Genomic DNA, 12,017 nt, shown 5'->3' with positions numbered 1-12,017 from the left:
TGCGGCAAGAGCGTGCGACTGGTGGGGGGGGCGGGCATAGATGCGTACCGAAGATGAACCGGGACCGCTTGATCCGCGCCGCGTCCCGCAACAACGCCGAGTCTTGCGCGGTGATGAGCCAAGCGCACCGCCTGGTGGGTGAGTTCGGGACACAAGGCGACCCCGAGGAGGCCAACCTGGACGTCGCCGTCCGCCACGGCATCCAAGCCCTCGGTCCGCTGCGGGTCTGGCAGCGCCACGACCCGCACCACGCGCTCCTGGTCGACTGACGCCCGGGACCGAGGCCCCTCAACCCGCGGCCAGCACCTCCACCCCCAACTCCCCGACCCGCTCGACCACCGAGTCACGCGGATCGGCATCGGTGATCAACCCGCTCACCTTCTCCCACCCCAGCACGCGGTACTGCGAGGCCGTGCCGATCTTCTCCGACGAGGCGAGGACGTAGGTGTCCGCGGCCCTCGCCGCCAGCGCGCGCTTCATCGCCGCCTCCTCCGCGTCCCCCGTGGTCAGCCCCGCCTCCGGATGCACCCCGGTGACGCCGAGCAGAAAGAGGTCGGCCGAGACATTCTGCGCCGCCTCGACCGCCGCGGCCCCACAGGTCACCGCCGAGTGCTTGAAGACCCGCCCCCCGAGCAGGAACAGCTCCGCCCGCGGATGCTCGAGCAGTGCGGCCGCGATCGTCGGACTGTGCGTGATGACCGTGCAGTCGAGGTCCCTCGGCAGCGCCCGCGCGACGGCGAGGGCGGTGGTGCCTCCGTCGAGGATCACCGAACCCCCTGCCCGCACCAGCCCCGCGGCGACCGCGGCGACCTTCCGCTTCCCGTCCGGCGCCACCGCCTGCCGCGCGTCGTAGTCCACCACCGCGGGTGACGCGGGCAGCGCACCGCCGTAGACCCGTTGACACAGTCCCTCGGCGGCGAGCTCCCGCAGATCACGCCGCACGCTGTCCTCGGAAATGTGCAGCTCAGCGGCTACCTCCTTGGCCACGATCTTCCCCGTGCGGGCGAGTAGCCCCAGCAGGTGCTCACGCCGTTCAGCAGCCAGCATGCACGTTCCTTCCTGTTCCTTCTCGTTTCTGCATGTATCTTAGCCGTCATGACCGACAAGCCCCTGCTCATCCTCATCGCGGGCCCCTACCGCTCCGGCACCGACGGCGACCCGCAGGCCATGGCCGCCAACCTCGCCCGCCTAGAAGCCGCCGCTTGGCCCGTTTTTGCGGCCGGTCACATCCCCGTGATCGGCGAGTGGATCGCCCTGCCCGTCCTCCGCTCAGCAGGTGCCGGCCCCACCGACCCCCTCGCCGACCAGGTGCTCTACCCGACCGCCGACCGCCTGCTCGCCCACTGCGACGCCGTGCTGCGCCTGCCCGGCGCCTCCGCCGGAGCCGACCAGGACGTGGCCACCGCCCGCCGCCGAGGCCTCCCGGTCTTCCATGACGTCTCCGAGATCCCCCACCGCGCGGAGGCCCCGCTCCCCACAGCGACCTCCCACGACGTCCCGCAGGAGACCGCGTGACCGGCCGCCCGGGCGTCGACCACCCCGACCACCGCGGCCGCACCCACCTCGACCAAGCCGGCCGCGACCTCGACCGCAACCCCGACGTCGTCGTCCGCGACGTCGAACTCACCTCCCAGGGCTGGCACGTCCTGCGCCGCACCACCTTCGACTACCGTCGCCGCGACGGACGGTGGGAGACCCAGCAGCGCGAGACGTACGACCGCGGCAACGGCGCCGTCGTCCTGCCCTATGACCCGGCCCGTGGTTGCGTCCTGCTCACCCGGCAGTTCCGTTACCCGGCCTACGTGAACGACCACCCGGACGGCATGCTCATCGAGGCCGCCGCCGGCCTGCTCGACGCCGACGACCCGCCCAGCGCGATCCGGCGCGAGGCGGCCGAAGAACTCGGCGTCACCCTCGGCCCGCTCACCCACGTCCTCGACGCCTACATGAGCCCCGGCTCGGTCACCGAACGCCTCCACTTCTTCGCCGCCCCCTACGCCCCGGCCGACCGCACCGGCGCCGGTGGCGGCCTCGAGGAGGACGGCGAGGACATCGAGGTCCTCGAACTTCCTTTCGCCGAGGCGCTCACGATGACCCGCGACGGCCGCATCACCGACGGCAAGACCATCCTGCTCCTGCAGTGGGCAGCCCTGCACGGCCCCTTCGTCCGCCCTTAGACCCGGCGAGCGCCTACCCCGTTGCCCCGTGCCGCCGCCGTCTCGCCGCCGGACGTACAAGGACTTGTCGTATCTCTGCAGCGACACCAAGCCAACCGTCATGCGCACGCCATGTCGGCGCTCTGGTGCCGGCCCCGGTCGTACGCCACGCTGATGGCCGCTGAAGGCTGCCCTCAGTCCTCAGCCCTCAGGGACCGGTCGGACCGTCGCACCCCGACGTGTCGTCCGGACGTCACGCCCGGCTCGTCGGATGCTTCGGAGGACTCATGCGGCTCGTGCGGCTCACGCGCTTACTCACCAGGCTCTCCCGCAGCGCCCAGCTCACCCTGGTAGCCGTCACGGCGGCAGGCGTGGCGGCCACGACGGTCACAGGTCTGGAGTCCGGCGGCCCGACTCCCACGGCCGACACACAATTCGTCGCCCACACCCACGCGCTGCAGGCCGAGGCGGCCGGCGCCACAGCCACCCTCACCCCCGACGAGATGATCAGACGGGCGAAGACCTGGCTCACCGCCAACAACGGCGGCCCCGTCCCCTACAGCATGGAAACCGTCTGGAGGGACGGCTACCGCCAGGACTGCTCGGGCTACGTATCCATGACGCTCGGGCTGAGCACGCCCGGCCTGAACACCGTCGGGCTGGCCACCACCAGCAGCGTCACCCAACGCCTCAGCAGCGTCAGCCAACTCCGGACGGGGGACCTGCTGATCGACTACAGCACCACCGACGGCGACTTCCGCCACGTCGTGATCTTCGAAAAGTGGGCCGACTCCGCGCACACCGCCTACTGGGCCTACGAGCAGCGCGGCACCTACGGCACCACCTACCGCCAGCTCAAGTACGGCATCGGCACCGACAACTACGACCCCTTCCGCCCCGTGAAGCTCGGCGACTCCGGCGGCGCGACCCCGACTCCCACCCCCTCGCCCACCGCGGCCTGGCCGGTCCTGAAGTCCGGCTCCCAGGGCGACGACGTCCGCGCCGCGCAGTACCTCCTGAGCGCCGCCGGCTACCCGCTCACCGCAGACGGCAGTTTCGGGTCGGCCACCCAGTCCGCGGTGATCGACTTCCAGAGGTCCAAGTCGCTCACCGCGGACGGCATCATCGGCGCCAACACCTGGTCCGCGTTGGTCCCCACCGTGAAGTACGGCTCCGAGGGCGACGCGGTGAAGGCGGCCCAGACCCAGCTCAACGTCTACGGCGCCGGCCTCACCGTCGACGGGGCCTTCGGCTCCGGCACCCAGTCCGCGACCATCACCTTCCAGCAGTCCCACGGCCTCACGGCCGACGGCGTCATCGGCACCCAGACCTGGCGCACCCTCCTCGGCACCCGCTGAACCGAGCGGCCCACCCGGACGGCAGCCCGGCCCCTGCTCGCAGCCCCGCCGCCCCCAGCTCTCGCGGGCGGCGGGGCTCAGGCGCGTGCGGCAACTCAGGAGACGCCCGTCTGCGCCTCTCGGGCCTTCCGGGCCTGACGGAAGTCGAGGTACGCCAGCGCCACGATCAACACCGGCACCACGGTCCACAGGAGGACCAGGCGCAGCCCTCCACTGGTCAGGGCAACGACCAGGACAACTACCAAGCCGCCGACCAGGCAGCCGAAGAACTGCCGGTAGGAGCGAAAACCACCCGTCGTCGCGGCCACCTGCAGTTCCTGAGGGTCGTCCTCCTCGGCCAGTGCGGCGCGCACGGGATGGCTGTCGCCGTCGCGCCGGGCCTGTTGCCACGCGAAGAACCATCGGCTGAACACGTAGAGGACGAACGCGCCCAGGAAGATCCACCACTCGGTGGCGGTGTCGGGTAAGGAGCGAGCCAGCATCATGCGCACCCGCATGCCCCGCGGCTGGGGGAGTAGACCGTTCCGTATACCGCTCAGAGCGCTGGTTCCCCGGTGTCCTCGGTCGGATGTTGGTGTGCGCGGGTGCCGAAGGGGTTGTCGATGACATACCGCCACCGGCCGTCCGCACCCCGCCGGGCCATGTCGGTGGCAGTGCCTTCGACGTGCACGGCCTGCCCCTCACGGCCGGTCCCGTCGATGACCCAATCGACGATCAGCAGCGCGACGTCTCCGCTCCGGTACACATGCCGCGGACGGACCGCGATGGGAATGCCGAGCTTCTGCAGGCTGCCGTTCGCGGCGTGCAGATCCCGCCCGGTCACCGGTGCTCCCGGTTCTGGGACCAGCACCGCTGCACTTTCGTAGACCTGCGCCAACGCGGCGGCGTCGCCGTTATTGAACCGCTCGGCGAACACCACAGGCACCTCTTCGGGCCGATCGGCCAAGGTTCGCATGATCGACAGACGTCCTTCCGGGCCGGGAGAATCGAAGTGCCCTCACGTTAGGAGGCGATCTCGTGACTCACCGAACGGTTGGTCACCCAGCAGGGCTCCCCGACGACCCGCGTGCGACGGTCACCGCACCCACCCCCGAGTGCCCGGTGGAGATCACGCTGGCGGCGCTGCACGGCCGCTGGACGACGCTGTTGGTTCGCGAACTGCTGCGTGGTGACCGTTCCTACAGCGAGCTGCACGCGGCCCTGCCCAAGCTGTCGGACAAGGTTCTGTCCGACCGGTTGGCGCAGCTGAGCGAGGCCGGAGTCGTCGAACGCGACCGTCGACCGGGCTGGCCGCCGCGAGTCCGCTACACGCTCACCCCGAGGGGACACCGCCTCGGCCCTGTCCTCCAGGCGTTGTGGGACTGGGGTGCGGAGGCGTCAGCACAAGACATCGAGGCTGAAAGTGGCAGCGAGACGAGGCCTGTGCACTGATCGGCCGGACTGAGCCGTCCCACCCTCGGCGATGCCGCAAGATCTTATCCACGCCTCGTCACGGATCCCGGCCTACGGCCGCTTCGGCCTGCGTGCGCCCGCACATACGCGAAGACCCCGGCTCCAGCGTTTCCGCTGATGACGGGGTCTTTGGGCACCTGATCCAAGGTGCCCCCGGCAGGATTCGAACCTGCGCACACGGCTCCGGAGGGCATTCTCGTCTGGGCAGTCCGCAGCGCTCTGAGCTGCGGAGATTTACCTTGATGCCGTTGTGAGGCCTTCCGGTCACTCGCTCCTCACTCGTACACGCCGGTCTGTGTGTCTCCGCAGTGGCCGCGACACTGTCAGAGCGTCGAGCTAGTGTTCGATTATGGAGATCACGCGTACCAGCCCTCCCCGAGGTAGGGGGCCTCCCTTTACGCTGCTCGCACTGGGGCGGAAAGGTCAGGGGGGTCCTGCTTGGTGGACAGAGACGGCAAGTCTCGCAAGCGGAACATTCAAGCCGTTGATGATCGCACCGTCACCACGATGATGGAGCAGCTGCAGGTGGGCTATGTCTCCACCGTGGCGGCGACGGCCGGCTGTTCCGTGGAAGTGATGAGCAAGGACACCTTCGGTGTCGATGTTCAGTTCATCCGCCCTGGGCGCAACCACTTGGAGCAGGAGAGTTTGCTCTTCGCGCAACTCAAGTGCACCACTCAGGTGGTTCCCAATCGAGACGACAAGTCATTCCGCTACAAGTTCTCGAAGCGTGAGTACTTTGAGGGCCTGTCGGTGGTTCGTTCGTATCCTAAGAAGATCCTCATCGTTATGACGGTGCCCCTCGCTCAGTGCGACTGGACCGAGATCATGGATGGCGGGCTTCTCGTGAAGCGGGAGTGCTACTGGACGCATCTTGAGGGGGAGGTGTCGGATCTGGTGAAGCCTGTGATCGACGTCCCCACGGGCAACGTATTTGACGCGCAGGCACTGATCGAGCTCTTGGGTAGGCAGGATAGGGGTGAGTCGCTTGCTGGGTGAGACCGACGGCTTGACCATCCCGGCCAATGTTGATCCAGGGAGGCTTCAAGCGATCTTGGGTGAGCTGGGATGGCTCGTTGCTGGTTCACGTGCTGGCATCTATGCACGTTATGCGCCACCGGGGGGTGGTGAATATGAAGGCATGCCTAGTGTCGTCATTCCCCTTGACCCGAATGCCCCAGACTATCCACAGCTAATGCATTCGGCGCTAGCTCAACTGGCTCAGCGTCGCGACTTCTGGTCGCGTTCGCTGTACCCCAGGATTGCTGTCGCCGCCTCCGACGAATTCCGATTCCAGAAGGAATCGAAGGCGCCGAGTGGTCTGATTTCGTGGCGGCAGGGTGAGCGGCTGATTGAGAGCGCACGCAGGACTTTCCTGGCTGGTGCAAAATACTACCTTGGTCCAGGTCGTCATTTCGTTAATCGGCATGGGAGATTCGCTACCCGATACTTGGATCAGATCCTTATGGGGCAGACGGCGGTTGGTAGTTACATTGTCACTGCTCTCGCTCCGTCGGACGCTGCGATCGATCTCAAGCAAGGATCTGAGAGCTCGGCCCGGATGCTAGACGTAGGCGTGACTCGCGTGCGGAGTGTCAACGAGGCCGTGGTCCATGCCGTGGGAGCAACCGTAGAGGCCCTTGATCACTACCGGGCAAGTGGCTCACTCGCAGGGTTCGAGCAGGGTGTCATCGACGGCATTTCTTACGAGATGACCAATGCTCTCCTCGGGATAGCTTCTAATTCCGATGAGGCGCTTATTGCCGTGGAGTGGGATCAAGGGCAAGCGAGGCCAAGCGGGGTGGAAAGTGAGTTTCTTTTCCATTCCGGGGATGTTGCTCCCCTTTCGCAGGCGGCCGTAAGGTTGGCTGAGGACGAATCATCTACGCAGTTTACGATCACCGGTAGAGTGCATCTTCTCGCGAAGAAGACAGTAGGAAGTCCCGGTGTATTCGGCATCGACTCGCTGCAGCCGCAAGGGCCCCGCAAGGTTCGCGTGAGGCTTGCGGACGAAGAGGACTATCACGAGGCGGTTAGGGCGCATGAGGAGGATCTCGCGATTCTTGTGGCCGGGCGCCTAGAAAAAGAAGGCAATCTGAGTTGGCTCTACGACGCCACTGTGGTGCGGACACTTGGGCCGCTGGAGGAATTTCAGGCCCCTAGGCGTTCCTCGGAGCAAGAGGGTATTCCGGGCCAGTTGGGAATGTTCTAGCGCTTAACGATTGCTGCGCGTCGCAGGTGGCATCGATTTCTGCTGTCGCCTGCGGCAGGCTACGTAGTGTTAGCCGCTTAAGCGAGCAGTTTGGTGTATGCAGAGTCCTAGGCCGTAATCTCTGGAGGGAAGTGTGGGGTGGCATGGCGGAGCGACCGAGTCCACGCGGCACGTATCTGTCTATCGCGGATGACCTAAGGGAGGATGCCGAAGGGGGCAGATTCACGTCTTCGCTGCCGTCGGAAGCGACGCTCATGGCGTCTCATGGCGTGTAGAGAAACACCGTGCGCCGTGCCTTGAAGGTTCTTGAGGCTGGCCGTGTCAATGAGTCAGTGCCTGGCGTCGGATGGCGGGTTTTGAGCAGTGGCGACGCAACGTCGTGAGCGTCGTCCTCGATGACCACCTTGCGGTGGGGGATGTCTACCCCAGTGAGTCCCAGCTCTGTACGCGCTTTGGAGCCTCACGAACTGCAGTACGTCGCGCGCGTACTCGCTCCGAATCGATGTTGTCCGATCCGCTGCCGCGTCGCTGGGCACACTCCCTCGGCGTCGCGAAGCGGGCTCGGTCTCTGAGCCCGATCCTCGGCGCCGACGCCGAGCTGCTGGAGGCCGCCGCCGTTCTGCATGACGTCGGGTACTCGCCGGCCATCGCGGCCACCGGCTTCCACCCGCTCGATGGGGCTCGGTTCCTTCGAGAGCAAGAGGGCGCCGACGAGCGGGTGGTGCGGCTCGTAGCGCATCACTCCTGTGCGCTCCCAGAGGCTGAGGAGCGAGGGCTCCGGCATGAGCTTGGGACGGAGTTCGAGCTTGAGCGGCCCGAACTTGTGGACGCGCTGATCGTCTCCGACATCACGACGCCGCCCGACGGCGGGCACATCACCCCGGTGGCCCGGCTGGACGAGATCGTGCAGCGGTACGGGCCGAACACCATCGTGGGGCGGTTCATTCAGCCGCGCGGCGCCCGAGATCTACGCCGCCAACGAGCGGGTGGAGTGCCGTATGGCTGCTGCTGCAGCCGGCGCTCAGCCGAGGTAGGGCTCCCGTCGCGACTCGTCCAGGCCATGCCGGATGCGCAGCTTCATGGACGGGTGGATGTCCAGGTCATCGAGATCCGCTGGGTTTACCCAGCGGACCTCCTTCGATTCGCTGCTCGTGCGGAGGGACCCGCCGACCGGGTGGGCCCGGAAGCAGATGGAGAACTGCTGGCGGACCTCTCCGTCGTCGTACGCCAGGACGTGGTCCGGGTCCGTGTAGAGGCCGACGATGTTGTCCACCTCCACTTCGATCCCTGTCTCCTCCCGGACCTCGCGGACCGCGGTGTCGCCGATTCGCTCGCCGATGTCGTGGCCCCCGCCCGGAAGAGCCCACAGGTCGTTGTCGGTCTTGTGGATGAGGAGGAGTCGCCCCTCGACGTCGCGTACGACGACCGTCACGGATGGCACAACCGAGTTGGCCTTTGGAGCGGTGGGGTCACGGAAGTAGTCGATCCGGCTCATGCGTCTGAGCTCCCAAGTCAGTGGGTGAGGTGATGGGGCGGGCGCTCTCCCAGACTCGCTCGACGCTCTCGGCGTAAGCGTCGAAGAGCTCCCGCTGGATGTGCAGCACCGGTGCCATGTACGCGCCGACGCCGTACAGGTGCCCGTTCGCGAGCATCTGGTCATCCGCGCGATAGAGGGAGTTGTAGAGCACGGTGGAGTGGAGGCGGAACTCCACACCGGGAAGTCCGAAGAGTGGCGCATAGTTGACCAGGGCATTTCGGATCTTGCCCGCCATGGCCCCGTCGATCCCCTCATCGGCTCCGCGTACTGCCACTGCGGCTGAGTCCGGCTCGCCGAGCATGAATCGGACCCGGACGCCGGCGGTCGACTCTACGGACGTACGCGTCTGGAAGGTCAACCAAGTGCGGAGCAAGAAGGCTCCGGATCAGATCCGCTGGACGGTTGCCGGAAAGGTGAGGGCCGCCAGCTTCGCCACCGTGGCCCTCGCGGGGAGTCGCCGTCTCCGAGCTGTGGCAGGCGATGCGAAAGGGCGAAGCGTTCGACGTGGCGTCCGGCCTGCCGGAGTCGGAGCTCCGGGCGGCTGCCGCGAAGGAGAACGAGAAGCCCGATCCGTCCTGGTGGGACTTCAGCCGCGAGTACATGGCGAGCCGGTGGCGTACGGCGGCGGCGAAGACCCGTGAAGGGCTGGCCGACAGCCTGGCCACGGTGGCGCTCGCGATGGTGGAGGGCGGCAAGAAGGCGCCCACGCCGGAGGAGACGCGGCTCGCGATGCGATGGGCAGTTGTACCGGCGCACCAGGACGAGGAGCCGCCGCCGGATCTCGTGGCGGCGTGCACGTGGCTCCGGACCCGGTCGTTGACGCTCTCGGCTCTGGCCGACCCCAAGGTGGTGCGGGACGTCCAATACCGGCTTTCGTTCAAGCTGGACGACACCCCGGCAGCGGGGGAGACCTATAGGCGCCGGCGCCGCGGCTTCAACACGGCCATTGAGTGCGGGTACCTGGAGGAGAACCCGCTCGCGGGAGTGAAGCGCGCGGGCTCCACCAAGGGCGACGTCGTGAACCCCGGGTCCTGGTCAACGCCGTCCAGGGTGAGCAACTCCTCACGGCCGTCTCTTACGTGGGCTCCGTTCACCGAAACCGTGGACGCCGACTCGTCGCCTTCTGCGCCTGCCAGATGTACGCGGCGATGCGGCCGGCCGAGGCGGTGGGGCTCAGGAAAAGGGACTGCTACCTCCCCGGGAAGGGGTGGGGGACGCTCACCCTCAAGGAGACGCGGCCGGTGTCCGGCAAGCGGTGGACGGACTCGGGGCAGCGTCACGACAAGCGCGGGCTCAGAACTCGGGAGCCCAAGGCAGACCGCCCCGTACCGATTCCTCCGACGCTCGTCGCCATGCTCCGCGCGCACATAGCGGAGTTCGGCACGGCGAAGGACGGTCGGCTCTTCGTCAACGAGCGCGGCGCCGTACCCGGGACGTCCAGCTACTGGAGGGTCTGGCAGGAGGCTCGGCCGATCGCCCTCCCGCCGGACAAGGTGGAATCTCCGCTTGCCCATCCGCCGTACGACCTGCGGCACACGTGCATCACGCATTGGCTGAACGCGGGCGTCCCCGTCGCGGAGGTGGCCCGGCGGGCGGGCAACTCACCCGAGGTCATTCACCGCCGGTATCAGGGCTGCATCGACGGCCACGAGGAGCTGAACAACAAGAAGATCGAGCAGGCGATGGGCTGGGGTGACGGCTCTAACAACGGCTAAAACAATGAGGTGGCGCGGCCTGGTGATCCTGTCCGTGTCGGTCGTTGGGCGTTGGCCGGCATTGGGACTTCGTCGTGGCCGTGATCGTCCCTCCCGGCGGCAACTGATCCCTGCCGCCTCCCGAAGCCCTCGAAGTCACGTCCGAAGCCCGGACCGGAGAACTTCCGGTCCGGGCTTCGGACGTGACTCCGGCGGGAGCTTTGCCGGGACGACCACGACCGTCCGCACGGGAGCGACGCGGCGGCGTGGAATTGCTCGCGGAGGCGCCGGAACCTGATCGCAGTCGGTGCGGTGCCGCTTCAGTGAACGGAAGACCAGTTGGTGACCGAGAAGGGGAGCACCGGGCACATCCGGGGGCGCTGCAACTGGTGCGGGCCGCAATCGAAGACACCCCCGTCCGTCCAGAGGAAGAACTGGTACGGGTTCGCGGGAAGTCCGCGCACCGCGAAGCGTCCCGAAGCATTCTTGATTTCCTGCTGGTGCACCCCCAAGGAATCCCTGTACTCGGCTTCCAGCAGGAAGTCGCAATCCTGCACCCCGGACGAAAAGCTCGCACGTAACCCTCCGGGCTCGGTGCCGTTGCCGAGATCGATCTTCTTGTGCGAGAAGTACGGCTTGCCGAGGTTGTCGTCAGGGCTGAGGGAGTACGGCGTCTTCGGCTCGGAGAGATTGAAATGAATTCCGTCGTAGGCACCCCCGCCCTCGGGGCGGATCAGGATGACCGTCTTCGCGGCGGCGGGGCCGCATCTCAGGTCCTTGGCCCTCATGCCGGTGATCGCCAGGCTCGCCGATCTGTCGCTGAAGAGATCGATGAGCCACGAGGACACGTATCCGTCGGACTTGTCCCAGCCAGGGTCCTCAAGACCGTGGCCACCGTGGGTCGCGGCCAGTTCTTCCACTTCCTCGAAGTTAGGGCCGTCGTCGGCGCCGGATTCCAGGAAGGTGGCGGCCTCGGTACGGGTCAGCGGGCGATCCAGTACATAAGCCATGTAGAGCGGGTCCGCGTCCACGCGCGTGGACGCCGTAAAAGCTGGACCCTCACGGTCGAGGTTCTCCTCGACCTGCTTCGAGTGGCGTGTCGTCGGCTCGGTCGCGAAATAGTCGAGAACGGCCGGAACGAGCCAGGCGAGAAGGCCAATGACGGCGCCGCTCGCCAGAGTCCACAGGACCCTCCGTCGTCTCTGCCCCGGCGGGCTCTCCAGCGTGCCCGGGACGAGAGCCTCGGCGATCAGTTCGCGCCGACGTGGCCTGGGCGGACCCGGGGCGGGCGCTGCGGCCGCGGAGACGGAAGTCGCGCCTCGGGCCGACGTAGGTGGAGTGGCCACCGGGGCCGGGGCGATGCCCGTGCTCTGCGGGGCTGATACGGGCCCGGGAGGCAGTGCGGCCCCGGTGGGCGGTGCGGAGTGCGTGTTGCCCGTGGCGGAGGAGGCCGCTGCCGCCGGGTCCGTACCGTGCATGGCGCCCTCGCGGGAATCGACCGATGGGAAGGGCCTCATGATGCCCGCTGACCGGGATGATTCTCAACGGCCTTTCGCGAGCACCAGGTTCCGCGAAGTTCTCCGTCCCACCCCGCGTGGCCCACTGCCG

Annotated in this window: 13 protein-coding genes and 2 pseudogenes; 9 read left to right on the top strand and 6 right to left on the bottom strand. The window is 67.3% G+C overall.

The features are described from left to right. Positions 1-110 precede the first annotated feature (110 nt). Entirely contained in the window at positions 111-269 is a 159-nt protein-coding gene (locus tag ACOV8S_RS14490; protein WP_448318215.1) for a hypothetical protein, read from the top strand. A 19-nt stretch (positions 270-288) separates the two neighbouring features. Here ACOV8S_RS14490 and ACOV8S_RS14485 read toward each other — a convergent pair whose 3' ends face one another. Continuing rightward, positions 289-1,047: a DeoR/GlpR family DNA-binding transcription regulator gene (locus ACOV8S_RS14485; RefSeq protein ID WP_448318214.1), complete on the bottom strand. Its 759-nt coding sequence runs from the start codon at positions 1,045-1,047 to the stop codon at positions 289-291. A 48-nt stretch (positions 1,048-1,095) separates the two neighbouring features. Between ACOV8S_RS14485 and ACOV8S_RS14480 the strand changes: the two genes are divergently transcribed. The 3 genes from ACOV8S_RS14480 to ACOV8S_RS14470 all read left to right on the top strand — a co-directional run bounded on the left by ACOV8S_RS14480 (position 1,096) and on the right by ACOV8S_RS14470 (position 3,514). Beyond that, the gene (locus ACOV8S_RS14480; RefSeq protein ID WP_448318213.1) at positions 1,096-1,515 is read left to right on the top strand and encodes a DUF4406 domain-containing protein; all 420 of its coding nucleotides are present in this window, start codon (positions 1,096-1,098) and stop codon (positions 1,513-1,515) included. Beyond that, positions 1,512-2,177 carry an NUDIX domain-containing protein gene (locus ACOV8S_RS14475; RefSeq protein ID WP_448318212.1) on the top strand — a complete coding sequence of 222 codons (666 nt, stop codon included), beginning with the start codon at positions 1,512-1,514 and terminating at the stop codon, positions 2,175-2,177. The genes ACOV8S_RS14480 and ACOV8S_RS14475 overlap by 4 nt, the downstream gene beginning before the upstream one ends. A gap of 275 nt (positions 2,178-2,452) precedes the next feature. After that, positions 2,453-3,514 (top strand): peptidoglycan-binding domain-containing protein, encoded by a 1,062-nt coding sequence (locus ACOV8S_RS14470; RefSeq protein ID WP_448318211.1) that lies wholly within the window; start codon positions 2,453-2,455, stop codon positions 3,512-3,514. A gap of 95 nt (positions 3,515-3,609) precedes the next feature. Here ACOV8S_RS14470 and ACOV8S_RS14465 read toward each other — a convergent pair whose 3' ends face one another. Both ACOV8S_RS14465 and ACOV8S_RS14460 read right to left on the bottom strand, forming a co-directional pair. Further along, positions 3,610-3,999: a hypothetical protein gene (locus ACOV8S_RS14465; RefSeq protein WP_448318210.1), complete on the bottom strand. Its 390-nt coding sequence runs from the start codon at positions 3,997-3,999 to the stop codon at positions 3,610-3,612. A 50-nt stretch (positions 4,000-4,049) separates the two neighbouring features. Then, positions 4,050-4,469 carry a YybH family protein gene (locus ACOV8S_RS14460; protein ID WP_448318209.1) on the bottom strand — a complete coding sequence of 140 codons (420 nt, stop codon included), beginning with the start codon at positions 4,467-4,469 and terminating at the stop codon, positions 4,050-4,052. A gap of 146 nt (positions 4,470-4,615) precedes the next feature. Between ACOV8S_RS14460 and ACOV8S_RS14455 the strand changes: the two genes are divergently transcribed. The 4 genes and pseudogenes from ACOV8S_RS14455 to ACOV8S_RS14440 all read left to right on the top strand — a co-directional run bounded on the left by ACOV8S_RS14455 (position 4,616) and on the right by ACOV8S_RS14440 (position 8,212). Next, complete coding sequence (locus tag ACOV8S_RS14455; protein ID WP_448318208.1) at positions 4,616-4,945, top strand: winged helix-turn-helix transcriptional regulator; 330 nt, start codon at positions 4,616-4,618, stop codon at positions 4,943-4,945. 462 nt (positions 4,946-5,407) lie between these two features. After that, on the top strand, positions 5,408-5,965 hold the full coding sequence (locus tag ACOV8S_RS14450) for a DUF4365 domain-containing protein (RefSeq protein ID WP_448318206.1): 558 nt from the start codon (positions 5,408-5,410) through the stop codon (positions 5,963-5,965). After that, a complete protein-coding gene (locus ACOV8S_RS14445) occupies positions 5,946-7,178 on the top strand; it encodes a hypothetical protein (RefSeq protein WP_448318205.1) in 1,233 nt (410 codons plus the stop codon). Before ACOV8S_RS14450 ends, ACOV8S_RS14445 begins: the two co-directional genes overlap by 20 nt. Positions 7,179-7,680: 502 nt before the next feature. Beyond that, positions 7,681-8,212, top strand: a pseudogene (locus tag ACOV8S_RS14440) (HD domain-containing protein). Here ACOV8S_RS14440 and ACOV8S_RS14435 read toward each other — a convergent pair. Continuing rightward, on the bottom strand, positions 8,200-8,673 hold the full coding sequence (locus ACOV8S_RS14435) for an NUDIX hydrolase (RefSeq protein ID WP_448318204.1): 474 nt from the start codon (positions 8,671-8,673) through the stop codon (positions 8,200-8,202). The pseudogene ACOV8S_RS14440 and the gene ACOV8S_RS14435 overlap by 13 nt on opposite strands. Then, positions 8,648-9,043: pseudogene (locus ACOV8S_RS14430) on the bottom strand (XRE family transcriptional regulator); the annotation flags it as partial. The pseudogene ACOV8S_RS14430 and the gene ACOV8S_RS14435, both read right to left, overlap by 26 nt. Before the next feature lie 1,024 nt (positions 9,044-10,067). Here ACOV8S_RS14430 and ACOV8S_RS14425 point away from each other — a divergent pair. Further along, complete coding sequence (locus tag ACOV8S_RS14425; RefSeq protein ID WP_448318203.1) at positions 10,068-10,430, top strand: hypothetical protein; 363 nt, start codon at positions 10,068-10,070, stop codon at positions 10,428-10,430. Between the two features lie 299 nt (positions 10,431-10,729). On the opposite strand, the gene ACOV8S_RS14420 is transcribed toward ACOV8S_RS14425, so the two are convergent. Further along, complete coding sequence (locus tag ACOV8S_RS14420) at positions 10,730-11,419, bottom strand: hypothetical protein (RefSeq protein WP_448318202.1); 690 nt, start codon at positions 11,417-11,419, stop codon at positions 10,730-10,732. Between the last annotated feature and the right edge of the window lie 598 nt (positions 11,420-12,017).

The sequence above is a fragment of the Streptomyces sp. CO7 genome, assembly GCF_053474865.1.
Note: the sequence above shows the minus strand (reverse complement) of the source record. Positions and strands in the feature narration are given on the sequence as shown.

Excerpts from the sequence above, each read along its gene's own strand:
- ACOV8S_RS14420 (WP_448318202.1), bottom strand. The coding sequence starts at position 11,419 with ATGGCTTATGTACTGGATCGCCCGCTGACCCGTACCGAGGCCGCCACC.
- ACOV8S_RS14465 (WP_448318210.1), bottom strand. The coding sequence starts at position 3,999 with ATGATGCTGGCTCGCTCCTTACCCGACACCGCCACCGAGTGGTGGATC.
- ACOV8S_RS14425 (WP_448318203.1), top strand. The coding sequence starts at position 10,068 with ATGCTCCGCGCGCACATAGCGGAGTTCGGCACGGCGAAGGACGGTCGG.
- ACOV8S_RS14480 (WP_448318213.1), top strand. The coding sequence starts at position 1,096 with ATGACCGACAAGCCCCTGCTCATCCTCATCGCGGGCCCCTACCGCTCC.
- ACOV8S_RS14460 (WP_448318209.1), bottom strand. The coding sequence starts at position 4,469 with ATGCGAACCTTGGCCGATCGGCCCGAAGAGGTGCCTGTGGTGTTCGCC.
- ACOV8S_RS14435 (WP_448318204.1), bottom strand. The coding sequence starts at position 8,673 with ATGAGCCGGATCGACTACTTCCGTGACCCCACCGCTCCAAAGGCCAAC.
- ACOV8S_RS14485 (WP_448318214.1), bottom strand. The coding sequence starts at position 1,047 with ATGCTGGCTGCTGAACGGCGTGAGCACCTGCTGGGGCTACTCGCCCGC.